Consider the following 23,577-nt stretch of genomic DNA (forward strand, 5'->3'; position numbering starts at 1 on the left):
AAGGAGGCATCGGCATGAATCAACCTCTGTCCAACCATTTGTTGACCATGGCTTACCAGAACGCCTGGGCCAACCATCGCCTGGCCAAGGCCTGGTGTCAGTTGACACCGGGTGAACTGGTGGCTCCTCGCGTCAGCTTCTTTCCCAGTATTCGTGCAACCCTCAATCACATCCTGACCTGCGATTGGTTTTATGTGGATGCCCTTGAGCGCGAGTTGCGCGGTGATGACCCGCATCCCGATTGCCAAGGGTTCTTCAACGACGACGAGCCGTTTACCCAGGCCCCGGACCTGAAGCGTGAGCAAGCTCAGGTCGACCGTCGACTGATTGCCTATTGCGAGCAAATGCGCGATGCCGACTTGGGCAAGGTCGTCACCATCGCCCGGGATACACCGCAATATGACAGTCGCCTGCGCCTGCTGTCGCACCTGTTCGAACACCAGATTCATCACCGGGGGCAGGTGCACGCGATGCTCAGCGGCACGTCGGTGAAACCGCCGCAATTGGATGAGTTTTTCTGTAGCGGTGAATCGCACCTGCGGGCCGAAGACTTTGCCGAGCTGGGGTGGACTGAAGCGCTGATCTGGGGGCATTGAAAGATCGCAGCCGCATTTCCCTGTAGGCGATGTCGAGTGAAACGAGGCTGCGATCTTTTGATTTCCCCCCACGCTCGCGATATCGTCGCCGGGCCTTACGGAGCGAACGACGCACCGGGGCTATTAACGTGATCGAGGATGGAAATGGATTCCGCTGAAATTCTTGTACTGCAAGCCAGCTACACCAACCCGGTGCATGCCGAGGCGATTGGCCTGGTGCTGAACAGTTATGCGCAGGACCCGATGGGCGGCGGTCATGCCTTGCCCGCCGATGTGCTGGAACAACTACCGGGCGAGTTGGCCAAGCGTCCCCATGCATTCAGCGTGTTGGCTTTTGTCGGTGGTGAGCCAGCCGGGCTGATCAATTGCTTTGAAGGCTTTTCCACCTTCGCCTGCCGGCCCTTGGTCAACGTGCACGATGTGGCCGTGGTGCCGACGTTTCGCGGCTTGGGCCTGAGCCAGCGGATGCTGCAAAAGGTCGAGGACATCGCTCGCCAGCGCGGCTGCTGCAAAATCACCCTGGAAGTGCTGGAAGGCAATGCGGTGGCGCAGGCGTCCTACAGTAAGTTCGGCTTTGCCCCGGGCGAGTTCGACCCGGCGCACGGACGCATGATGTTCTGGATCAAAGCGCTTTAATGCGGACAAAAAAAGGGCGTCCATCAGGACGCCCAACGGTCTTCTCTGACTGAAGAGCAAACAGTCAGAGGTGTCACGATCATTTCGGCCGATAGGACTCGGTCATTTGTGCGGTTTGATCGTCCGGAACCCGCAATTCCTTGGCTTGGCTTTGGGTCGTGTTGCCCAGTGCCAATTGCTGGTTGTAATGCAGGGTTTCATAGTAGTACCGCATGCGTTCGGCGCCACCCTCGGCAAAGGCGCTAGCGCAACCAAACAGGGTGAGAAGGGCAAGGATCGGCGTGATGCGTTTCATGGTGTGCCTCCCACATCAAGGTGTCGGATGCCATTCGTCCATGAATCAATGAATCAAAGTCGAAGGCTCATTATCCGCCGATTCCGTGAAATGGGAATGACCACCCTGTAGGAGCTGCCGAAGGCTGCGATCTTTTGATCTTTTGATCTTTTGATCTTTTGATCTTAAAAGATCGCAGCCTCGTTGCACTCGACAGCTCCTACACAGCTCCTACACAGCTCCTACACAGCTCCTACACAGCTCCTACACAGCTCCTGCCGGGGGTGGTTATTTCTGTACGACTGCCGCTTTTTCCGGGCTGGTTTTTGGCTTGATCAGGCTGAAGTCGATCAGCGGCCGCTGCTGACGCTCGTATGGGTTGCCGATCATCAATGGCCGTGGCTTGAAGCTGTCACTGACCAGGCTCTTGCTGCGATCCAATTCATCGAAACTCAGGCCAGCCAGATCCGCCCAGGTGTGGATCAGGTGCGAGCTGCTGTACGGCCGGCTCAGGTCGCCGGCAAAGCTCCAGTCGTGGGTTTCGCGCCATTTTGGCGAGGCCCAGGCCATGAATGGAATGGTGTACATCGGCGCCGTCGGCTTGCTCTCGTTGCGACCCAGGGTGCTGTGGCCCGCGGAGTCGAACACGTCTTCACCGTGGTCGGAGAGGTACAGCAAAAAGCCGTTCGGATCAGTCTTGGCGTAGTCCTTGATCAGGCTCGACACCACGAAGTCGTTGTACAGCACGGCGTTGTCGTAGCTGTTGTACGTCGGCAATTGATCGTCACGCACACCGGCCGGCACCCCATGGCGGTCCTTGAACTTGTCGAAGGTCGACGGGTAGCGGTACTGATAGCTCATGTGCGTGCCGAGCAGATGCACCACGATCAACTTGCGCGGTGCCGCGTCGGTCAGGGCCTTGTTGAATGGCTCGATCACGTCGCCATCGTATTGGGCGGCGTTCTGGTTGCGGTTGTTGTTCAGGTACACCTGCTCGTCGGCCTGCTGAGAGAAGGTCGTGAGCATGGTGTTGCGCTTGGTCATGGTCTGCTGGTTGGTGATCCAGAAGGTCTTGTAACCCGCCTGTTTCATCATGCTGACCAGCGAGGGCGTCGTCAGGTACAGATCCGGGTTGTCTTCGTCGGCAAAGGTCAGCACCTGCTGCAACGCCTCGATGGTGTAGGGGCGCGGGGTGATGACGTTGTCGAAGACCGTCAACTGATTCTTGAGCTTGTCCAGTTCCGGGGTCGTTTCCCGAGGGTAACCGTAGAGGCTCATGCGTTGGCGGTTGGTGGACTCACCGATCACCAGCACCAGGGTCGACGGCTGGTTGGCCATCGTGTCCTTGAAGTTGTGCAGCGGAGGAATCTTGCTGGCACTGGTCAGCATCTGCTGCATGCCCGCCAGGGTGTCCAGGTAGCGATGGTAGGCCACGGCCATCTGCCACGGCACTGCCGGCTCGATGCGGCTCTCAAACTTTTCGAAACCGCTGGCGAAACTGCCGGTGCGTGCCGTTTGCTTGATCAACGGGTAACCGACCACGGCCACCAAAATCGCGGTCGCTGCGACCAGGGCCCGACCGCGCGGCATGTACACCGGACGCAGGCGCGTCCAGAGGAACCAGGCAAAGGCGCTGTGGGCGAGGAACGCAACCACCATCCACCAGGCAAAGTACTGAGTCATGTACTCGCCGGCTTCGGCCACGTTCGACTCGAACATGATGAAGATGACGCTTTGGGAAAACTCCTGCTGATAGATGAAGAAGTAACCCAGGCTGGCCATGGAGCACGCCCAGAGCACTACGCCGATCAGCGCAGCCATCACACGCGTGTGTTTGGGGAACAGCAGCATAGGCGCGAGCCAGATGGCGCTCATCACGAACGCCTGGCGGAAGCCAGAGAAACCGGACGTGCCGGTCAGTTGAATCAGCAGTTGGGTGATGCCAGAAAAATACCAGAAGAACAAAAACAGCCAGAGCAACCCTGCCCAATCGAAACCTTTCGCAGACGTCTCGCTGCGTTTAAACAAAAACATTCAATGCTCCAGCCAAAGATCACTTCCATCGCCAGACCATTAAAGTCGCCGATGTGCGGGTGGCGCGCGCGGGGTGCCGAGCGGCCAAAAAAAAGAGGCGGAGTATCAACAAGAGAATGTGAAAAATTCGTGAGTTGCCAGGAGTGGCGAAGGGTGACGGCGTATCGGAAGCAGGGCAGTGCTGCTTCCGATTCAAGCGAGGGGGTCAGGCGTTGGGAGCACGTTGTGTCACGGCCAGGGGGGCTTGGCCCTGAATCAGCAAGCGCAGTTGCGCCAGCTCCTGTTTCAACTGGTCGCGCTCGTCTTTCAACTGGCGCAATTCATCACGGCGGATCGTGACATAAAGGGTTTGTGCTGGCAGTGCGGTGTGTACTGTGCCCATTGCTCACCTCGCAAATGGCGTGTCTCAACTGTAGAACTGCCAAAATCACCGGCTGATCTACCATCGGCGCCGATTTTGATTTCTTTTCCCCGAGAAGGGAACTTTTTTATTTTTAAATGTCGTTGTGTCTTCGGCACGATTCCCGACGTTATCTGTCTGGATCGGGCACAATGCCCGGAAACTATGTGCCAACGCTCTGGACTAACCTCAATAGTCGCGTTGGGCTATAACTTTTGACACACATTTATTTGTAGTAGGGAGCATCAGCACATGCAACTCGGGATTATTGGACTGGGCCGCATGGGCGGCAATATCGCGCGGCGCCTGATGCTCAACGGCCATACCACCGTTGTGTACGACCGCAATACCGATTTTGTCGACGCCTTGAGCGAAGAAGGCGCCACCGGCGTCGCCGATTTGCCAGCCCTGGTCGCTGGCCTGGCCAAACCGCGAGCGGTGTGGGTCATGCTGCCGGCAGGCGCACCGACCGAAGACACCATCGACACCCTGAGCACCTTGCTCGAAGCCGGCGATACCATCATCGACGGCGGCAACACGCACTATAAGGACGACATTCGCCGGGCCAAGACCCTCGCCGAAAAAGGCCTGCACTACATCGACGTCGGTACATCCGGCGGCGTCTGGGGCCTGGAGCGCGGTTACTGCATGATGATCGGTGGCGATGCCGAGACCGTTACACGTCTTGATCCGCTGTTCGCCAGCCTGGCTCCGGGCATGGGCGACATTCCGCGCACCAAGGACCGCAAGTCCGATGACGATCGTGCCGAGCGCGGCTACATCCACGCCGGTCCCGCCGGTGCCGGGCATTTCGTGAAGATGATCCACAACGGCATCGAGTACGGGATGATGCAGGCCTTCGCCGAAGGCTTCGACATCCTCAAGACAAAGTCCAGCACCCGCCTGCCGGAAGACCAGCGCTTCGACCTGAACGTCGCCGACATCGCCGAAGTCTGGCGCCGTGGCAGCGTGGTTTCGTCCTGGTTGCTTGATCTGACTGCAGACGCCCTGGCCAGTGACTCCAATCTCGATGGCTATTCCGGTTCCGTCGCCGACAGCGGCGAAGGTCAATGGACGGTCGAAGCGGCCATGGAACAAGCGGTACCGGCAACCGTGCTGACGACCGCACTGTTCTCGCGCTACCGTTCCCGTGGCCAAGGCACGTTCGGCGACAAGATTCTTTCGGCCCAGCGCTTCGGCTTCGGCGGCCATGTGGAGACGCCTAAAAAATGACCCATGCGATCCGCAGAAAATCCAAGGCTGAACCCGCACCTCCCACCACGCTGTTTCTGTTCGGCGCCCATGGTGACCTGGTCAAGCGCCTGCTGATGCCGGCGCTGTATAACCTCAAGCGTGACGGTTTGCTCGGAGATGGACTGCGGATCGTTGGCGTTGACCATAACGCCATCAGCGATGAAGGCTTCGCGAAAAAACTCGAAGACTTCATTCGCAGCGAAGTGGCCAGCAAGGTCGGCAAGGGCGATCAGTCCCTGGATCCGGGCCTGTGGGCGCAACTCGCGAAAAACATCAGCTACGTCCAGGGCGATTTCCTGGACGACAGCACTTATCAAGCGCTGGCGGCAAAGATTGCCGACAGCGGCACGGGCAACGCGGTGTTCTACCTGGCCACCGCGCCACGCTTTTTCAGCGAAGTGGTACGCCGTCTCGGCGCGAGTGGTTTGCTCGAAGAAACCCCCGAGGCGTTCAGAAGGGTGGTGATCGAAAAGCCCTTCGGTTCCGATCTGCAAACCGCCGAGGCCTTGAATGCCTGTTTGCTCAAGGTCATGTCGGAAAAGCAGATCTACCGCATCGACCATTACCTGGGTAAAGAAACGGTGCAGAACATTCTGATCAGCCGCTTTTCCAACAGCCTGTTCGAAGCGTTCTGGAACAATCACTACATCGACCATGTGCAGATCACTGCCGCCGAAACCGTTGGCGTGGAAACCCGTGGCAGTTTTTACGAAAACACCGGCGCCCTGCGGGACATGGTGCCCAATCACCTGTTCCAGTTGCTGGCGATGGTGGCCATGGAACCACCGGCCGCCTTTGGCGCGGATGCGGTCCGGGGTGAGAAGGCCAAGGTGGTTGGCGCGATCCGGCCCTGGTCGGTGGAAGAGGCCCGGGCCAATTCGGTCCGTGGTCAATACACCGCAGGTGAAGTCGATGGCAAAGCCCTGCCGGGCTATCGTCAGGAAGACCGGGTCGCGCCGGACAGCAACACCGAAACCTACGTGGCCCTCAAGGTGATGATCGACAACTGGCGCTGGGTCGGCGTGCCGTTCTACCTGCGTACCGGCAAGCGCATGAGCGTGCGCGACACCGAAATTGTCATCTGCTTTAAACCGGCGCCTTATGCGCAATTTCGTGACACCGAGGTCGATGAGCTGCAACCGACCTACCTGCGCATCCAGATCCAGCCCAACGAAGGCATGTGGTTCGACTTACTGGCCAAGCGGCCGGGGCAGTCCCTGAAAATGGACAACATCGAGCTGGGCTTTGCCTACAAGGACTTCTTTGAAATGCAGCCGTCCACCGGCTACGAAACGCTGATCTATGACTGCCTGACCGGTGATCAGACGCTGTTCCAGCGTGCCGACAACATCGAGAACGGCTGGCGCGCGGTTCAACCGTTCCTCGATGCCTGGCAGCAGGACGCCACGGTGCAGGGCTATGCTGCTGGGGAGAACGGTCCGCAGGCCGCCGATGAGTTGCTCACTCGCGATGGTCGCGTTTGGCACGGCCTCGGATGAGTGCCCTCGCGCCACATCCCATCCGCTTTTTGCTCAGTGATATGGACGGCACCTTGCTGCTACCCGATCACAGTCTCAGCCAGCGCACCATCGACGCCGTCCGCGCGTTACGCAAGGCGGGCGTGTTGTTCAGCCTGGCCACGGGACGCCCACCCCGGGCCATGTTGCAGACCATCGAAGCCCTGGGCGTCGATCTGCCAACGGCGGCGTTCAACGGCGGCACGATTGTGCATCCCGATGGCAGCTTGCTGGTTGCGCACTACTTGCCAGTCACGGCGGCACTGACTTCACTGGCATTGTTCGCCGATCAACCGGACATCGAGGTCTGGGTGTTCAGTGGGGGCGAATGGCTGGTGCAAGACCCCAATGGCCCCATGGTGCCCCGCGAGCAGCACGGGCTGGGGTATCCACCGGTGGTGGTCGAGAGCTTTGAGCCGTTTCTCGCTTGCATCGACAAGATCGTTGCCACCAGCAACGACACAGCATTGTTGGTTGAACTGGAGGCGCAGTTGCTGCCGAAAGTTGAAGGCCAGGCTCAGGTCTCGCGTTCGCAACCTGTGTATCTGGACGTGACTGCGATGCAAGCCAACAAAGGAGACGCGCTGGCCACGCTGGCAGCGTTTCTGGGTGTGCCGCTGGAGCAGACGGCTGCCATGGGCGATGGCGGCAACGACCCGGCGATGTTTCAGCGTGCCGGGCTGTCGATTGCCATGGGGCAGGCGCAAGAGGCAGTGAAGCGACAGGCGGATGTGGTCACGGCCAGCCACTGCGATGACGGTGCGGCGCTGGCGATTGAGCAGTACATGCTCCCTCGGGAGTTTACGCATGACCTGTAGGAGCCCAGCTTGCTCGCGATGACGTCAGCAAAATTGGACATTGTCGTCGCCTGACACACCGTCATCGCGAGCAAGCTCGGCTCCTACAAGGGATAGGGTTTACAGCCAGTAGCTCACGGCGTACCAGCCAAGAAGCCCCATCACCACCGTGTACGGCAACGCCATCCACACCATCCGTCCGTAGGACAAGCGAATCAGTGGTGCAATCGCCGACGTCAGCAAAAACAGAAACGCTGCCTGGCCATTGGGCGTGGCCACGCTCGGCAGATTGGTACCGGTGTTGATCGCGATGGCCAGCGTTTCGAAATGTTCACGGCTCATGTGCCCGGCAATGAACGCCCGTTTCACTTCTGTGATGTAGATCGTTGCCACGAACACGTTATCGCTGATGGCCGAAAGCAAGCCGTTGGCAATGAACAGCATGCCCGGTTGTTGACCGACCGGCAGCGCCAGTACCCACTGGATCAACGGCGTGAACAATTGCTGGTCATGAATCACCGCCACCACGGCGAAGAACACTACCAATAGCGCCGTGAACGGCATCGCATCCTTGAAGGCGGTGCCCAGACGGTGCTCGTCGGTGATTCCGGTGAACGCGGTGATCAGCACAATGACCATCAAGCCGATCAGACCCACTTCGGCCACATGAAAGGCCAGTGCGGCAATCAGGATCAAGGCCGCCAGCCCTTGCACAATGAGCGCCGCACGCTGGCGTGGTGTACGTTCGGCATTGTCCTGGGCGGCGTAATCGGCCAACACGACACGCACGTTGTCGGGCAGCAAGGTGCCGTAACCGAACCAGCCAAGCTTCTCCAGCAGGACACAAGTGACCAGGCCTGCCGCCAATACCGGCAGCGAAACCGGGGCGATTTTCAGAAAAAACTCGGAGAAGTGCCAACCCATTTCATGGCCAATCAGCAGGTTCTGCGGCTCGCCCACCAGCGTACAGACACCACCCAGTGCTGTACCGACGGCACCGTGCATCAGCAGGCTGCGCAGAAAGGCGCGGAACTGATCGAGATCTTCGTGATGGAGTGTGGGCAGGTGTTGGTCATCGCTGAACTCGCTGTCTTGGCGCGGATCAGTGCCCGAGGCCACACGGTGATACACCGAGTAAAAGCCGACGGCCGCACTGATGATCACCGCCGTCACGGTCAAGGCATCAAGAAAGGCCGACAGAAACGCCGACAAAAAACAGAACATCAACGCCAGCATGGCCTTGGAGCGCACACCGAGCAGTAATCGCGAGAATAGAAACAACAGCAAATCTTTCATGAAGTAGATGCCCGCCACCATAAACATCAGCAGCAAGATCACCGGAAAGTTGTGCAGCAGTTCATCATAAAGGGCTTGAGGTGTGGTCATCTTCAGCAATAACGCTTCGACCAACAATAAGCCGCCTGGCATTAACGGATAGCATTTGAGTGCCATGGCCAGGGTAAAGATAAACTCCAATACCAGCAGCCAGCCCGCCACCACCGGGCCTACGGTCCACAGCACCAAAGCATTGAGAACCAGAAAACCGACAATACAGACTTTGTACCAGCGAGGTGAGTTGCCGAGAAAGTTATGCGCGAACGCCTGGGGCATGGAACCGGACATCGGCTACTCCTTGTAAAAAGAAGCGCGCAAGTTGCCGTAAGCGATTGAGAAGATCAAGTACAAGGAAGGCACGTAGGGTCAGCCCAAGTAGCGTGCCACCACCGCACGATAGTTTCCGTCCAGTGAATAGCCGCCTACCACAATGTTTCCATCAGCCTGAACCGCCAGTGAAGTGGCCGTGTCTAGACTGCGACCAAGCCGAGTGCGGACCCATCCCGCGCCGTCGCCGAAGTCGTGGTCGAGTTGCCCGTCGGCCAGGTAGCGACCCAGAATAAAATCAGCCTCGACACCGCCGATGGTTGCACCGACTGTCACCACGCGACCATCGGGTTGCGCTTGAGCGGCGGTCCACTGACAACCACTGCGGCCGATTTCCAGCAATTGCGCTTGGCCGTCGTTGCAATGCCTGTCCGGGCGGCCATTGATGTGGATACTCAGGGCGAGGCAGCGCATGGGGTCACGGCTGCTGCCAAAACACTGCACGTCGCCATTGTCGCGTTGGACAATTTGGCTGACCTGGGCGCCTTGGCCTTGGACCTTGAAGCTCATGAAACCATCCACGGCGAATCGATCGTCGAGGCTGCCGTCGGCGTGATAACGGGCCAGTAAACCTTCCTCGGGGAAATTGATCGAGCCGCCCACCAGGATGCGGCCGTCGCGTTGCACGCTGACGCTGTTGAGCCAGGTGTTCATCAACAAGTGCCTGACGATCACGAATCCACGGCCATTGAAGCTGTGGTCCAGTTGGCCGTCAGCGTCGAGCCGGATGAGCAGGCCGGCATGGTCGGCCAGTTCGAAGTGATGGTTGGCCACCAACACGATCCGCCCGTCCGGTTGGACGTCGGCATCGCAAGCTTCAGCCCCCGGCACACCGGGTGGCAGCCAGGCATCGCGAATTCCGTGGGACAGGTTGCCCGGCAGGCGCACGACACAGCAGCCGTTGTCGCCAAAACGCGGGACCAGGCAGCCTTGCGAGTCGAACAGCGCCAAGGCGGGGAGGGTGCGGTGGGCATTTTCGTAGTGCAGGCCGGTCACGAGAATGTGTCCGTCGGGCAGCGCGTGAACCTTGCCGGCCATCGCTTCGAAACCCGGTACGAATTGCCCGATCACACTGCCTTGATTGCCGAAGGTCAGATCCGCCGAACCATCCTCCAGCAAGCGAGCCAATCCGAAACGACTGCCACCCGGTGTTCCGACCTTTGCCGCCACCAGTAAACGACCGCAGCCATCGATTGCGACGCCGTTGGTCATGCTTGAAACGCTGTGGGCAAAGTACACCTGGGTTTTGCCATGGCAGGCAAAAGCAGGATCAAGGCGCCCGGCATGACTCAATGAGGTTGGAAAAGCTAAAACGGACTGGGTTGACATGCACGCATCTCCTTGCGAGTCGTCATTGTCCGGAAGTTGGGAGTGGCGACTTGTTAAGAAGAGTATTCAATCCCTGAACGTGCGGGTGCACAACTGGGAGAACTAACAGGCGGAGGGTCGTTGTGTGCCACAACAGTGTCTTTTCGAACCACTGCCAAGCCTGCAAAGGATTAAACGTGCGTTAGTTCAAATAACGAGATGTCGCAAGTTTCGATGATCTTAAAAATCACATAACTATCGATCAGGGGAGGGTGCGGATTACTCCTTGGAGTAATCCGCATAAAGCTTAGTGCGGCATAGTCCACGATTGCAGTGTGTAACCTTCCTGGCTCAACTCTTCACGGGCTTGTTTGAGCAGGCGCTCAAGTTGTGCCGGGTCGGTGTAGGCACTGCTCGGGATCTGCTTGCGGCCTATGCTGTTGTTGGTACGGTCGATGACGGTCAGGCTGAGTTCGCCATTGCCGTCTTGGGGGGCCCAGGCCACGCACTGGAAAGGTTTAAAGGCGCGGTCGGCAATCAAAAGAGCTTCGTTGATGCGCAGCGGGGCGTTCATGGGATCTTCTCTCTGTATGCCCAATCAAGTGATGTACCGACGGTTGGGCTCACCGTTCGGCAGGTTACTTGTACTGATGCCCGTTACCTGGGTTCGGGTCACACATAAAGAAAAGAAATTTCAACTTTCGTTCAAATGCCCATCGCAAACACTTGTTTTGAAAGCTGAATGAAAGAAAAGACTCGTTAGGTAACTAACGATGCTGTTTCTTATAACTCTTTACACAACCTCCCTATAGTCAAACGATACAAGGCTACGTCAAATTCTTGCTAACGTTACAGCCAGGTCCGCCAAATGACTGTTTTTAATAAAATTTCCCCTAATTTGGCGCCAAGGAACCGTCATGAGCGAAGCGCCAGCTTTACGACGTCTATTAGTGGTTGATCCCGACGACGACTGCCATCGTGTATTGCCGGGATTACGTTCCGTGGGTTGGGATGTTGACAGCTGTTCGCTGGAAAACGCCCCCGCCCGAACCTGTGATGTAGGTTTGTTACGTTTGCAGCCTTTTCACCTGGAGCACCCGGACGCCGTCAAGGAGTTGATCAGCCGCAGCGGAACAGAGTGGATCGCCGTCCTCAATCAGGAAGTCCTGCGCCTGCAAAATGTCGGAGACTTTGTCTGTGAGTGGTTTTTTGACTTTCATACGTTGCCGTTCGACGTATCCCGGGTCCAGGTCACACTGGGACGGGCTTTTGGCATGGCTCGCCTGCGTGGTCAGGGTACAGTTCATATCAATCAGGCCGAGCACGAACTGCTGGGCGATAGCAAACCTATACGTGAGTTACGCAAGTTATTGAGCAAACTGGCACCCGCCGAGTCGCCGGTGTTGATCCGCGGCGAAAGCGGGACAGGCAAAGAATTGGTTGCCCGCACGCTGCATCGGCAATCGCTGCGCCACAGCAAACCTTTTGTCGCGATCAATTGTGGCGCGATTCCCGAGCACCTGATCCAGTCCGAGCTGTTCGGTTACGAGAAGGGCGCCTTTACCGGTGCCCATCAACGCAAGATCGGACGGCTCGAAGCGGCCAACGGCGGCACGCTGTTTCTCGATGAGATCGGTGATCTGCCTCTGGAGCTGCAAGCGAACCTGTTGCGTTTCCTCCAGGAAAAACACATCGAACGGGTGGGGGGCAGTCAGCCGATTCCGGTGGATGTACGGGTGCTGGCCGCGACTCATGTCGACCTTGAAGCCGCCATCGAGAAGAAACTCTTTCGCGAAGATTTGTACTATCGCCTGAACGTGTTGCAGGTCGTGACTGCGCCCCTGCGTGAGCGCAATGGCGATCTGTCGATGCTGGCCAACCACTTTTCCCATTTCTACAGCCATGAAACCGGTCGTCGTCCACGCAGCTTCAGTGACGACGCCCTGATTGCCATGGGCAAGCACGACTGGCCGGGCAATGTGCGTGAACTGGCCAACCGCGTGCGTCGCGGGTTGGTACTGGCGGAAGGCCGGCAGATCGAAGCGCGAGACCTGGGGCTGATCAGCCATCACGGTATAGCCCCGCCCATGGGCACGCTGGAAGAGTACAAGCACCGCGCAGAGCGCCAGGCCTTGTGCGATGTGCTCAATCGTCACAGCGATAATTTGAGCATCGCCGCCAAGGTGCTGGGGATCTCACGGCCTACGTTCTACCGTTTGTTGCACAAACATCAGATCCGCTGACCCCTGTAGGAGCGAGCATGCTCGCGATGGTCGTTAACGATAACGCCATCGCGAGCATGCTCGCTCCTACAGGAGTAAAAAAAAACCGCTGCGACTTGAGCCGCAGCGGTTTTTTTGTGGGGGAGGGACTAGAAGTAGTACGGGAATTTCAGGCTGAAGGAAAAGTCAGGTGAGTCTTCGGTCAGGCCAATGGCCAGGTTGGGGACGATTGTCAGGTTGTTGGTGGCCGCGAACGTCATGCCGATGTTGAAGTTGGCCGAGTTGTAGTCGCTGTTGGTGATCGATTGCCAATCACCCCCATCGGGCTTGATCTTGCTCTTGCGAGCCCACTGATCGGTGACCGAGAACGACATACTCATCTTCTCGTTCAAGGCAAACGCAATACCGCCGCCGATCTGCCAGGAATCGCCCAGTTTCACGTCGCCTTTGACCTTGGAGCCGACCTGAGGGCTGATATCACTGAAGGAGTCTTCCATGTTGTAGGTGTAGGACAAGCTGCCGAACAACACGGCCGGGTCGAAGGTCTTGACCAGCGAGAGTCCCGGGGTAATCGCCCAGACACCGTTACCGGTCGGTAAGTCTTCTGGCACAGCGAGGTTATCGTTGGCAGGGTCCACGATCAGCTTGATACCGTAAGGGTCCTTGCCGGTCGGTGCCTTGACACGCAAGGTAGCGACCGCGTCGGGCAGGCTTTCCGATTCATCCAGGAATTTGTACGCGACGCCAACGTTCACGTCGCCGATGGTCGGGTCACGGGTGACGGAAGCGTCTGATGTCACCGGTCCTGCGCCCCCGGCGCCACCGGAAGAGTACGTCGACTCGCGATAAACGACCGGGACGTTAATGTCGAACTGCCAGCGTTGCGCGACGTTGTAGCGCGCGGTCAGGTCAAGGGTCCAGTTGTCGGCCTTGATGCGGTCAAGGTTGATGTTGCCGAGAAAAATCGAGTCCAGTGCCAGGAAGCCGTTGAGTGTCAGTGCACGGGTATCGTAGTGGGTATAGGTCACGCCGGTTTCGAAACTGAACTTGCCGCCGCCGAAGAACCCGCTGGCTTCGTCATACAGGTTTGAAACGCTTTGCGCCGGTTCCGAGTCATCCTTGAGCGACTGCCCGTAGGAACTGCCGGTAGTGCCGGGCGCGCCAGCGGCCACCGTCTGACCGCCTTTGGTGCCTTCGGCGGGGGATTTGGTCAGACGTTTTGGGGGCGGTGTCGCAGGTGCTTCTTCGACTTGGCGAACGCGCTGTTCGAGGACCATCAGCGCGTTCTGTTGTGCTTCGTAACGCTGTTTCAACTCCATGAGTTCTTGTTTTAGTGCTTCAACCTGGGGATCCGGTGCTGCTTGTAGCAATGTTGCCGGAGCCAGGCTACTCAAACAAACGATAGCTCTGAGCGTAAACGATCGGTGCATGGGTAAGCCGTCCCTTCTGAATGCATCTGATGAGACTGAGCGTAGATCAGAATCCGGAAGTGCGAAGACCTCTGAGCTGGTCCAGATTGCCGTTATACGAACCGGCCGTCTGCGTGTTGTCACGCAACACGACATTTAAGGACGTGAGGTTACGGACCTGATTGGTGCTGCCGAGCAATGTGGTGTTTTGCATCAGGCCACCTTGGCCAAGGCGCTGCATCGTACTGCCCTGGTTATTGTTGGCCACGATGTTCAGTTGTACGCCGGTGCCCGTCGAAGAAACGCTAAGCGAGCCCGCTTCATTGGAACCGGTCAACGTCCCGCCTGTGGCCAATGCCTGGCCCTGTGGCTGCGTGGCTTGCGCCTGGTTGGCCTTTGTGACGTTGATATCAACGTTGTTGTAGGCCGTGTTGTTGTCGCCGGCAGCGCGCACGACTTGCGTGACACCTTCGGTGCTGTTGAGGCCGTTGCCACCCGTCACGGTGCCGGTACCGTTGTTGGTGTTGGCGCTTTGCGAACTCGCTGAACCGGTGCCTTTGTCGTTGATCATCGACACATAGAACTGCGGCTTGATGGTGGATTGTTGAACTTGCATCGAGGACGTTGCCCCGATCACTTCGCCTTTGGCATTTTCCCAAGTGCTGGTCATGACCACGCCGAAACTGACAATCCGCCCCGGCATGACAAAGCGGCCGCGCAAGGTCGCCAGTTCCTGATCCTTCAGTTCGATGGGTTTGAATATTTCTGCCTGGGTGGGCAGGCTGGCGGTCAGGCAAACCATGGCCAGCCAGAGTGGAGTCTTCATTGGATACTCCCGGAGCTTCATGCTCCCTTGTTATTAGAAAAAGTCGTGATTAGAAAAAGTCGCTTTGGATGAATCCGAAATCCATCAACTCGGCGTCTTGCACCGGGTTGAACGCGTTGATGCGGTTCTTGGCAGTCAGGGGCAGGGGTGGCTCGAGTAACACATTGGCCTTGTCATAGCCCTGGCCGATGACGGCAAAGATGATGCCGTTCCAGCCTTTGACAAAATCTTCGACTTTGTAGCGTTTATGACCGAGTACCGGATCTCCGATATAGACCCAGCCGTTTTGGACTCTTTGCATGACCACAAAGTGTTTGTAGCCGCGGACATCCATGAGCACGACCACTGGAATTTTGATGTCGTTCAATGTTTCCGTCGCCACCCGGTAGCCACGGGCACGCATGCCGATGCTTTCCACGTAGCGCTTCATGTCGAGCATGGAGAAGCCCTGGACGCGGACAAGATTCTGATCTGAATGTTCCAGCATGCCTTCGATGATCTGATCTTCAGTGACATCCAGCCAATAGGCTTGGCGCAATATGGTGGCCAGCGCCGCTGCGCCACAACTGAAGTCGGTTTTCTGTTGCACCAGGTCGGCGAATTTACGCTCGCGTATGCTCTGGATCGGTTTGTACACCACCGCGCCACCGGGCAGGATAGCGAGCGGCATCTGTGCAGCCTCGATCACACCGGCCACGCAAAGCAAAAATGCCAAGGCAATAATACGCATGATGGGATGCCCCCCTGGTTATGTTGAAAAGGCCCCCGTGAGGGGGCCTCCAGAGACAGCATTTAGAACGAAGTATTGGAGATAGCCAGCGAGTTGCTTTGTTGGTTGCCCACACCAGCAGCTACGTTGACGCCCAGGTTGCCACTGCCGCCATTGACCGAGCCACTCAGGGTTGCAGTGTTGGTCACAGGGTTTGCCCAGCCAGTAGGAGTCAGCACTTGGTAGGACACAGTGTTGCTCAGATCAAACGAGCTGCTTTCGCTGAAGCTCTTCGCTTTGTCGTACGCCGATTCGGACGATTTGCTGCCCGACTTGTCGAACGACGACGCGGTCGATTTCTCGTACGAGGCATCGAACGACTTCTCGAACGAGGAATCGTGGGACTTGTCGTATGAGGAGCTGTTCGATCTGTCGTACGAAGAGTCGCGTGATTTGTCGAACGAGGATTGGTGCGATTTTTCGAACGATTTGTCGACCGCTACGTCAAGCGTTGCGTTGAGCGATGCGTTAAGCGACTTGTCGGAGCTGTTGCTGTGAGTGTGATTGCCGTAAGTAGTGGAATTGGAGGTCTGCTTAGAAGCGTCCAATGTAGCGTCCAACGAAGCAGTCAGAGAAGCACTCGAGGAACCGCTTGCGCTGCTGCTGTTGGAGCCGCTTGCAGAACTGCTGTTCGAACCACTTGCAGCGCTGTTGTTGGAACCACTGGAGCTGCTGCTATTGGAACCGCTGATATCTACGCTCAAAGAACTACTGGAGTTAGAGTTCTTCGAACCTGCCGCAGCCCAACTCGAGGAGTTGCTTTGACTGCCGCTTGCTTCGAAAGACTTATCGAAGGAAGCGCTGCCGCTCTTCGTGGTGGTCAGCGTGATGGTATCGAGGCGGAAGGTCCGATCGGCGCCGTTGTTCACAGTGAGGCCAGGGCCGCTTTGATCCGCCGAGGCGGTGGCGGTTGCGTTTCCGAGTGGAGCATTGGAGTTGGCAATTGCCATGGTGTTTTTCTGCTGGTTCAAGTCGCCGCCAGCAATGTTGATCCCCATGTTGCCGCTGCCGTTGTTACCCGATCCGCTCATCGTGGCAGAGTTTTGGGTGGAGTAGTTGTCTACCCGGTTGTTGTTGCTGAATTGCTTGACGTTAGCGGTGGCGGTGGCCGTGCCGAACACAAAGCTGTTGTCCTGACTGGAACTGGCACCGGCATTGGCAATCGCGGCTGCGTTGTCTTGCTGGTTGCCGTTACCACCGGCCACGTTGACGCCGACGTTACCGCTGGTGCCTGTGGCGGAGCTGCTCATCTCAGCGGTGTTCTGAGTCCCTTCGTTGTAGATGCGATTGTTGGTGCTGCTTTGCTTGTCGGTAGCATTAGCAGTCGCATACACAGGGATCTTGGTTGGAGGAGGGGTGTGATCGTTGCCATTGTTGTGATGACCATGGTGCCGATCGTTACCAGCTTGTACAGCAACAGCCATGACCGCAGCAATTGCGAAAACCAGAGGCTTTAACGCCGTCGAAGGTTTCATGGTGATTCTCCGTACTTTATTTTAGGTTAAGTGTTGTTATTACCTGTTGAGGGTCAATCCACGACCCGGACGTTCAGGGTGTTGGCCATTCGGTTTCCCACCCCGGCGCTCTGATTCAACTGAATCACCCCACGGCTACCGGTGAATGCCTGGTCACTGGTCGTGACCTGGCGATGGCCGGGTGTGGAGTCAGTTGGATCGGAGTTGTTGAGCAGCGCCACGTTCTGTTGCTTGAGGACGCTGTCGTCGAGACTTTGCGGCTGGGCACTGATGCTGATGCTCATCGCATTGGCTTGCTGGTTGGCGGCGCCTGAGCTCTGGTTGACACCCAGTGCCCCGCTGCCATGGCTAAAGGAGTTGCCTTGAATGCTGGACTTGGCATCCATGTTGGGGTCGACGATCGTACGCAGCCGTTGGCGGATCTGCGTGACGGCGTTGGCGTTGCGGCCTGTGGCGATAGCGCGGGCGTTGGCCTGTTGCTGCAGATCGCCCGCCGCCTGGTTGACGGCGAGGTTGCCCTGGTACTGCGCGCCGGAATTATCGATATCGGCGTTGTTGATGACGGGAGGCTGGGCGAAGGTCGATGCACTGCAAAACATGGCGATCATCAGCAGCGTACGATTCATCTTAACGGTCTCCGGTCATGATATTCAGAGCGCCCAAGCCTCGCTGGACGCTTGAATTGACCATGTTGGCGATGCCGCTGCCCGAATTTCCCGAGCGTCCGCCAGGGAGATTGGAGAGTTGGGTCTGATTGGTGATGTTGCCGCCGAGGTTGTTGGTACCTTGTGTGATCAGGCCGGAAATGCCCGTACCACTGGTGACGCCCGCAAAGTCGCCATCGCTCAGCTCATTGGTTTGCCGCAAGATTTGTTGGGATGGGTTGGCATTGACGGTCGTGGGGTTGGGATCGGGGATCATCGGAGGGCGCGTTGCCATGCGCGGCTGGACATCGCGGGTGATAACAATGATGCCGTTGTCGGCCAGTACAGGCAGGCTGACGCTTGAGCCTAATGCACATCCGATCAGCAAGAGGCTGTAAATACTCTTATTCAATGTCCCCACGGCGGCAATTCCTTCTGTTAGACGAACGCTGGCCCTTATCAGCGATACAAGGGACAGAGCAGAAGGTGTGCCGCTTTTGGTTTTCTTATTGAAAACAGTAAGTTGGGCTTGATAGTAGAAGTGGTTAAAAAATTTTGTAACGCCACTGAGACAGAGCAGCCTGAAAGTGCCGTCTTTGCTGGCGCCATTGCTCATCAAGGGCGCTGACGACCGGGTGTATCAGTGGCTTTACATTTTCACGTCTGAGCGCTCGAAGCGCTTTAGCTCGGGGGTTTACGCGGGGAGGGTGTTTCAGAAATGGACATTTTCCACTGGGCAGGGCAACCCTGTCAGGCCTTGAGCAAACGTGTCACCGCTTCAAATGCGGCTTCTTTTCGTTGTTGCCAATCCCCTTGCAGTACCTCATAAGGCCGGCGGTGCAGGTCAAGCCATTGGCGGCTGGCCTGGAAAAACGCCTGGCGTTCTGCAAGTTGTGGTTGGCAACGCTGTCCATCGTCATGCCAAGCCACGCTGTCGGGACTCAGCAGCAAATGCAGGTCGTAGTGCCGTGCCAACAAAGCCTGCTCGATCCACGTGGGACAATCGCCAAACAACGTGCGACTCCAAAGGATATTGCTTAATAGATGTGTATCCAGAATCAACAGCGAAGGCTGTTGGGCCCGTGCTTCATCCTCCCAAGTCAGCTGGCCATGTGCTATGGGTGCAATGTCATCATAGCGGGTTTCCCGTGCTTCGCTTTCGATAAAATGCCGAACGTATTCATTGACCAATATGCCGCCGAAATTGGCGAGAATCTCATTGGAAAGCCAGCTTTTTCCGCTGGATTCCGGCCCTGTCAGCACCAGCACTTTCATGTGCGCAACACCGGGGTCGTGCGCCATTCGCGCCAGCCCTGCACCGCCAACAGCAGGAACAACCCATACAAAGCGGCGGTCAGGTACAACGCCTTGTAGGCGAACAACCCAACGAAGATCACATCCACGACGATCCACAACGGCCAGCATTGAACGCGCTTTTGTGCCATCCACCACTGAGCCACCAGGCTGAAGCCCGTGAGTGCTGCATCGAGCCAGGGTTGGGCCGCGTCGGTCCAGTGCGCCATGGCGGCACCCAGCAGCAGGCTGCCCATCGCACCGATGGCCAGGCCGTACGCCACCGATCGCCTGTCCAAAGCGCTGACCTCACGCCCATGTCGCGCATCGCCTGCGCGGGTCCATTGCCACCAACCATAGAGCTGCAAGGCGGCATAGATCACTTGCAGCAGCATGTCCGAATACAGCTTCACCTCGTAAAAGATCCAGCTATAGATCAGCACCATGACCAGGCCGATCGGCCAGCACCAGGGGTTCTGCTTGACCGTCAACCAGACGGCGATGACGCCGAGGGTGGCAGCAAACAGTTCAAGCCCGGACATGGAAGTTCCTTGGAGGAAATCGAAGAGGGGGCGGATTGTACCCTGTGTAGGAGCGAGCTTGCTCGCGATGAGCGTCCGGGCAACGCAGTCCGTCAGGCACTGCGCGTGATCGTTGACGTTTTTCGCGAGCAGAGCTCGCTCCTACAGAATTAAACGAGCCGAACACTGGCCGCACTCGACTGTTCAGTTGCCAATGCGGTTTTTGGTGGTTGCTTGTTGTTGGAACAACGATGGCCAGCCATTGAGGCCCTTTAGTTGGGCTTGCCTGATAGCGTTTCGGCCTTTAGTGGAAAAACCTGAACACAAACTGATTTTTCACGGAATTTTCCGTGGCCTGCAGGTATCTTGTGCGCGCGGGTTTTCAACTACGCTGAACGCTTTGAAAAATAATGACGGGGCATGCGTTGACGCGTGGCCTTTGGGGGATTGATGGATCTTTGGACTGCCTTTCAGGCGTTGATTCTTGGGGTTGTTGAAGGACTGACGGAGTTTTTGCCGATTTCCAGCACCGGGCACCAGATCATTGTGGCCGACCTGCTCGATTTCGGTGGCGAGCGCGCCATGGCGTTCAACATCATCATCCAGCTGGGGGCGATCCTGGCGGTGGTGTGGGAGTTTCGCCGCAAGATTCTCGATGTCGTCGTTGGATTGCCGACACAACCGAGTGCCCGGCGCTTTACCGCCAACCTGCTGATTGCCTTCCTGCCGGCGGTGGTATTGGGCGTGATATTCGCCGATCTGATCCACCACTACCTGTTCAACCCGATCACGGTGGCCACCGCGCTGGTTGTGGGTGGCATCATCATGTTGTGGGCTGAAAATCGTCAGCATGAGGTGCATGCCGAAACGGTGGATGAAATTACCTGGAAAGATGCGCTGAAAGTTGGTTTCGCCCAGTGCCTGGCGATGATTCCGGGCACCTCGCGCTCCGGCTCGACGATCATTGGCGGCTTGCTGTTCGGCCTGTCGCGCAAAACGGCTACCGAGTTTTCGTTCTTCCTTGCCATGCCGACCATGGTGGGCGCGGCAGTGTACTCAGGCTACAAGTACCACAAGCTGTTCGTGCCGGCCGACTTCCCGGTGTTTGCCCTCGGCTTTGTCACCGCGTTCATCTTCGCGATGATTGCCGTCAGAGGTTTGCTCAAGTTCATCGCCAGCCATAGCTATGCGGCATTTGCCTGGTATCGCATCGCCTTCGGCCTGCTCATTCTGGCCACCTGGCAGTTCGGTTGGGTCGACTGGAGCGCGGCCAAGCCATGAATGACGCCAGCGCCCGCAATCAATCAGACCGGGGTTCGACCCGTCATTTGCGGTTGAAGCTGCTGGCGTTTGCGATGCTGTGCGCGCTGCCGTTGTTCGGTTCGCTGTCGATGTGGCTGCGAGGGGTTTCGCTGATTCCCTTGGCGGCCTACGGCATCGTCAGTGTGTTGGCGTTCCTGCTGTACTGGAGTGACAAGCGCAAGGCCCGTGCCGACCAGTGGCGCACGCCGGAGAACGTGCTGCATGCACTGGAGTTCGCCGGTGGCTGGCCGGGCGCCCTGTTGGCGCAGCAGGTGTTTCGGCACAAAACGCGCAAGGTCTCGTTTCAACTGGTGTTCTGGCTCATCGTGGTGCTGCATCAGGTGTTCTGGATCGACATGCTGTTTCTCGGCGCGCATCTGTTTGCACTGTTTTGATCAAGAGTGATGCCCCCTGTGGTGAGGGGATTTATCCCCGTTGGACTGCGCAGCAGGCCTCTTCTTTTGAGGGGTAAAAGGGGCCGCTGCGCGACCCAACGGGGATAAATCCCCTCGCCACAATGTATTTGCCCTCTGAATGAGCGAGATTTAAAGCAACAACCCAACCTGCGTACGCTTGGGCAACTTGCCGACCACCAGTTGGTGAGAGCGCCGCAACAAACCTTGCAGCTCTTCGGTACCCAGCGGGTAGGGCGTTGTCATGATGATCCATTGGGCCCGCGCCAGATAAGGGGCCGGGTGAATGCCCGGACGATCGCAGTGACCGAGAAACAGATCCTTGTCGACCTTGAACGCCAACGAGTCGCCACGCAGGCCCTGCAAGGCGAACATCTTGTTCCCAGCCACTGAAAACACTCGCACGCCACCCCATTTGTAATCTTCCCGTGCACCGGGCAGCGCCAGGCAATAGGCAGCGGCGTCGTCCTCACTCATGCGTCCTCTGTTCATATCAAACGGTCCCCGCAGGCGTTGAAGGTTTCGATCAAATGGTCGAGCCAGGCACGTACGGCGGGCATCACTCCGCGCCGATGTGGGTAGACCGCTTGTAGCCAGCCACCGGGCATCGACCAGTCGGGGAGCAACTGCACCAGCGAGCCGTTTGCCAGTTCCTGCTCGCAATACATCATTGGCAGTGTGGTAAAGCCCTGGCCGGCGAGGGCGCAGGTCTTGCGCACGATGAAATCGTCAATGCCCAACCGCGCTTCACGGGCCAGGTCGTAGGGCTTGCCGTGGCCATCGACCAGGCGAATGTGCACCAGGCGATCCGGTTCAAGGGCGCCCAGTATCGGCAGGCCTTTCAAGTCGTCTGGATGGTTGATGTCATGTCCCTGGATGAACTCGGGGCTGGCCACTACGAGCATCTGTGCCTGACGCAGGCGACGGGTCACCAGCAGAGGGTCTTCGTCGCCCGGTTCGCGCACGCGCAATGCGACATCGACGCCCTCGGTTACCAGATCGACCCGGCGATTGACCAGCATGACCTCGAGTTGCACCTGCGGAAATTTTTCCAGAAAGCTGCTGATCACACCGGGGAGCATCTCGTGCGCCAGTCCGACAGGGGAGGACACGCGCAACCGTCCCCGGGGCTCGCTCGACATGCTGGCAACGGCTTCGTCGGCCATTTCGGCTTCCAGCAGCATGGCCTGGCAGTGACGTAGATAGCGTTCACCCACAGCGGTCAGCTTGAGTTGGCGGGTGGTGCGTTGCAGCAGGCGCGCCCCCAGTCGTTCCTCAAGTTCGGCAATGCGCCGGGACAGCCGTGACTTGGGAATCCCCAGTAATCGCCCGGCCGCGGCGAAGCCTCCGGCCTCGACGACTTTGGCGAAGTAATAGAGGTCGTTCAGGTCTTGCATGAAGGGTGCCTCGATTGTTCCATCAGTGGGACAAACTATCGCATTGTTGCACGCTAATCAGCTATTGGTTTGGTCTGTAGGATTGTTTCCATCAGATCGCCCTGGCGGCGATCCTCACTTGGAGATCCCACATGAAACTGCTGCACATCGATTCGAGCATTCTTGGTGACAACTCGGCTTCCCGTCAGCTGAGCAGCCAAGTGGTCAAAGCCTGGCAGGCCGCCGAACCAACTGCCGTGGTGACTTACCGTGACCTGGCCGCCGACGCCATCAGTCACTTCTCTTCGACCACGCTGGTGGCTGCGGGCACCACTGCCGAACTGCGCGACGCGGCGCAAAAACACGAAGCGGAGCTCAGTGCATCGACCCTGGCTGAATTCCTCGCCGCCGATGCCGTGGTGATTGCAGCGCCCATGTACAACTTCACCATCCCAACTCAACTCAAAGCTTGGATCGACCGCATCGCGGTGGCCGGTCAGACCTTCCGCTACACCGAAGCCGGCCCTGAAGGCCTGTGCGGTGGCAAGAAAGTGGTGATCGTTTCCACGTCCGGTGGTCTGCACGCCGGCCAGGCAACCGGCGTTGCCCACGAAGACTACTTGAAAGTGCTGTTCGGCTTCATTGGTATCACCGACATCGAGTTCGTCCGCGCCCATGGCCTGGCTTACGGTGACGAAATGCGCACCAAAGCCATGAACGACGCCCAGACGCAAATCAGCGAGCAACTGTTCGCCGCCGCGTAAGGCTTGCGTAAAGACGTCAAACGGCGCAGGCAATCCCCAAAAAACTCTGTATTCTGATCACGCAAGTGGCAGGTGCGGAGTTTTT

General features: G+C 57.8%; 25 protein-coding genes. 9 read left to right on the forward strand and 16 right to left on the reverse strand.

Features of this window, described 5'->3' with window-relative positions; genetic code table 11:
- Positions 1-14 precede the first annotated feature (14 nt).
- Positions 15-596, forward strand: a complete 582-nt coding sequence (locus ABTV22_RS13650; RefSeq protein ID WP_433740871.1) for a DinB family protein — start codon at positions 15-17, stop codon at positions 594-596.
- Between the two features lie 144 nt (positions 597-740).
- Positions 741-1,232, forward strand: coding sequence for a GNAT family N-acetyltransferase (locus ABTV22_RS13655; RefSeq protein WP_433740873.1), 492 nt, complete (start codon positions 741-743; stop codon positions 1,230-1,232).
- 79 nt (positions 1,233-1,311) lie between these two features.
- Here ABTV22_RS13655 and ABTV22_RS13660 read toward each other — a convergent pair whose 3' ends face one another.
- The 3 genes from ABTV22_RS13660 to ABTV22_RS13670 all read right to left on the reverse strand — a co-directional run bounded on the left by ABTV22_RS13660 (position 1,312) and on the right by ABTV22_RS13670 (position 3,922).
- A complete protein-coding gene (locus ABTV22_RS13660; RefSeq protein ID WP_433740875.1) occupies positions 1,312-1,527 on the reverse strand; it encodes a hypothetical protein in 216 nt (71 codons plus the stop codon).
- Between the two features lie 267 nt (positions 1,528-1,794).
- Positions 1,795-3,540: a phosphoethanolamine transferase CptA gene (locus ABTV22_RS13665; protein ID WP_433740877.1), complete on the reverse strand. Its 1,746-nt coding sequence runs from the start codon at positions 3,538-3,540 to the stop codon at positions 1,795-1,797.
- A 205-nt stretch (positions 3,541-3,745) separates the two neighbouring features.
- Entirely contained in the window at positions 3,746-3,922 is a 177-nt protein-coding gene (locus tag ABTV22_RS13670) for a DUF6026 family protein (protein ID WP_433740879.1), read from the reverse strand.
- 270 nt (positions 3,923-4,192) lie between these two features.
- Between ABTV22_RS13670 and gnd the strand changes: the two genes are divergently transcribed.
- From gnd to ABTV22_RS13685, 3 genes are read left to right on the forward strand one after another with little or no spacing between them, the layout of a single operon-like run.
- Complete coding sequence (gene gnd / locus ABTV22_RS13675) at positions 4,193-5,173, forward strand: phosphogluconate dehydrogenase (NAD(+)-dependent, decarboxylating) (protein WP_433740881.1); 981 nt, start codon at positions 4,193-4,195, stop codon at positions 5,171-5,173.
- Positions 5,170-6,693, forward strand: a complete 1,524-nt coding sequence (gene zwf, locus ABTV22_RS13680; protein ID WP_433740883.1) for a glucose-6-phosphate dehydrogenase — start codon at positions 5,170-5,172, stop codon at positions 6,691-6,693. Before gnd ends, zwf begins: the two co-directional genes overlap by 4 nt.
- Positions 6,690-7,529 carry an HAD family hydrolase gene (locus ABTV22_RS13685; RefSeq protein ID WP_433740885.1) on the forward strand — a complete coding sequence of 280 codons (840 nt, stop codon included), beginning with the start codon at positions 6,690-6,692 and terminating at the stop codon, positions 7,527-7,529. The genes zwf and ABTV22_RS13685 overlap by 4 nt, the downstream gene beginning before the upstream one ends.
- Before the next feature lie 99 nt (positions 7,530-7,628).
- Here ABTV22_RS13685 and nhaB read toward each other — a convergent pair whose 3' ends face one another.
- From nhaB to ABTV22_RS13700, 3 genes are all read right to left on the reverse strand, one after another.
- Complete coding sequence (gene nhaB / locus ABTV22_RS13690) at positions 7,629-9,131, reverse strand: sodium/proton antiporter NhaB (protein ID WP_433740887.1); 1,503 nt, start codon at positions 9,129-9,131, stop codon at positions 7,629-7,631.
- A 78-nt stretch (positions 9,132-9,209) separates the two neighbouring features.
- Positions 9,210-10,499: a hypothetical protein gene (locus tag ABTV22_RS13695; RefSeq protein WP_433740889.1), complete on the reverse strand. Its 1,290-nt coding sequence runs from the start codon at positions 10,497-10,499 to the stop codon at positions 9,210-9,212.
- Positions 10,500-10,785: 286 nt separating this feature from the next.
- Positions 10,786-11,052 (reverse strand): hypothetical protein, encoded by a 267-nt coding sequence (locus ABTV22_RS13700; protein ID WP_433740891.1) that lies wholly within the window; start codon positions 11,050-11,052, stop codon positions 10,786-10,788.
- Positions 11,053-11,395: 343 nt separating this feature from the next.
- On the opposite strand from ABTV22_RS13700, the gene ABTV22_RS13705 reads away from it, so the two are divergent.
- A complete protein-coding gene (locus tag ABTV22_RS13705) occupies positions 11,396-12,721 on the forward strand; it encodes a sigma 54-interacting transcriptional regulator (protein ID WP_433740893.1) in 1,326 nt (441 codons plus the stop codon).
- 128 nt (positions 12,722-12,849) lie between these two features.
- Here the strand turns inward: ABTV22_RS13705 and ABTV22_RS13710 are convergent, their stop codons facing one another.
- The 8 genes from ABTV22_RS13710 to pnuC all read right to left on the reverse strand — a co-directional run bounded on the left by ABTV22_RS13710 (position 12,850) and on the right by pnuC (position 19,658).
- Positions 12,850-14,130 (reverse strand): hypothetical protein, encoded by a 1,281-nt coding sequence (locus tag ABTV22_RS13710; protein WP_433740894.1) that lies wholly within the window; start codon positions 14,128-14,130, stop codon positions 12,850-12,852.
- 46 nt (positions 14,131-14,176) lie between these two features.
- Complete coding sequence (locus tag ABTV22_RS13715) at positions 14,177-14,935, reverse strand: hypothetical protein (RefSeq protein WP_433740896.1); 759 nt, start codon at positions 14,933-14,935, stop codon at positions 14,177-14,179.
- 49 nt (positions 14,936-14,984) lie between these two features.
- On the reverse strand, positions 14,985-15,665 hold the full coding sequence (locus ABTV22_RS13720) for a C39 family peptidase (RefSeq protein WP_433740897.1): 681 nt from the start codon (positions 15,663-15,665) through the stop codon (positions 14,985-14,987).
- A 62-nt stretch (positions 15,666-15,727) separates the two neighbouring features.
- Positions 15,728-17,179, reverse strand: coding sequence for a heme utilization protein (locus ABTV22_RS13725; protein ID WP_433740899.1), 1,452 nt, complete (start codon positions 17,177-17,179; stop codon positions 15,728-15,730).
- 53 nt (positions 17,180-17,232) lie between these two features.
- Positions 17,233-17,805, reverse strand: a complete 573-nt coding sequence (locus tag ABTV22_RS13730; RefSeq protein WP_433740900.1) for an adhesin — start codon at positions 17,803-17,805, stop codon at positions 17,233-17,235.
- A 1-nt stretch (position 17,806) separates the two neighbouring features.
- Complete coding sequence (locus ABTV22_RS13735) at positions 17,807-18,244, reverse strand: hypothetical protein (RefSeq protein WP_433741392.1); 438 nt, start codon at positions 18,242-18,244, stop codon at positions 17,807-17,809.
- A gap of 329 nt (positions 18,245-18,573) precedes the next feature.
- Positions 18,574-19,098 carry an AAA family ATPase gene (locus ABTV22_RS13740; RefSeq protein WP_433740902.1) on the reverse strand — a complete coding sequence of 175 codons (525 nt, stop codon included), beginning with the start codon at positions 19,096-19,098 and terminating at the stop codon, positions 18,574-18,576.
- The gene (pnuC, locus tag ABTV22_RS13745; protein ID WP_433740904.1) at positions 19,095-19,658 is read right to left on the reverse strand and encodes a nicotinamide riboside transporter PnuC; all 564 of its coding nucleotides are present in this window, start codon (positions 19,656-19,658) and stop codon (positions 19,095-19,097) included. The genes ABTV22_RS13740 and pnuC overlap by 4 nt, the downstream gene beginning before the upstream one ends.
- 429 nt (positions 19,659-20,087) lie before the next feature.
- Between pnuC and ABTV22_RS13750 the strand changes: the two genes are divergently transcribed.
- Complete coding sequence (locus tag ABTV22_RS13750; protein ID WP_433740906.1) at positions 20,088-20,918, forward strand: undecaprenyl-diphosphate phosphatase; 831 nt, start codon at positions 20,088-20,090, stop codon at positions 20,916-20,918.
- Complete coding sequence (locus tag ABTV22_RS13755; protein WP_433740908.1) at positions 20,915-21,334, forward strand: DUF1294 domain-containing protein; 420 nt, start codon at positions 20,915-20,917, stop codon at positions 21,332-21,334. Before ABTV22_RS13750 ends, ABTV22_RS13755 begins: the two co-directional genes overlap by 4 nt.
- Before the next feature lie 150 nt (positions 21,335-21,484).
- On the opposite strand, the gene ABTV22_RS13760 is transcribed toward ABTV22_RS13755, so the two are convergent.
- Both ABTV22_RS13760 and ABTV22_RS13765 read right to left on the reverse strand, forming a co-directional pair.
- Positions 21,485-21,844 carry an MmcQ/YjbR family DNA-binding protein gene (locus tag ABTV22_RS13760; RefSeq protein WP_433740910.1) on the reverse strand — a complete coding sequence of 120 codons (360 nt, stop codon included), beginning with the start codon at positions 21,842-21,844 and terminating at the stop codon, positions 21,485-21,487.
- A complete protein-coding gene (locus ABTV22_RS13765) occupies positions 21,841-22,749 on the reverse strand; it encodes a LysR substrate-binding domain-containing protein (RefSeq protein ID WP_433740912.1) in 909 nt (302 codons plus the stop codon). The genes ABTV22_RS13760 and ABTV22_RS13765 overlap by 4 nt, the downstream gene beginning before the upstream one ends.
- A 131-nt stretch (positions 22,750-22,880) precedes the next feature.
- Here ABTV22_RS13765 and ABTV22_RS13770 point away from each other — a divergent pair, with 131 nt between their 5' ends.
- On the forward strand, positions 22,881-23,492 hold the full coding sequence (locus tag ABTV22_RS13770) for an FMN-dependent NADH-azoreductase (protein ID WP_433740914.1): 612 nt from the start codon (positions 22,881-22,883) through the stop codon (positions 23,490-23,492).
- Positions 23,493-23,577 lie beyond the last annotated feature (85 nt).

It is taken from the genome of Pseudomonas putida, from assembly GCF_050990305.1.
In the GTDB taxonomy this organism is placed as follows: Bacteria; Pseudomonadota; Gammaproteobacteria; order Pseudomonadales; family Pseudomonadaceae; genus Aquipseudomonas; species Aquipseudomonas putida_AH.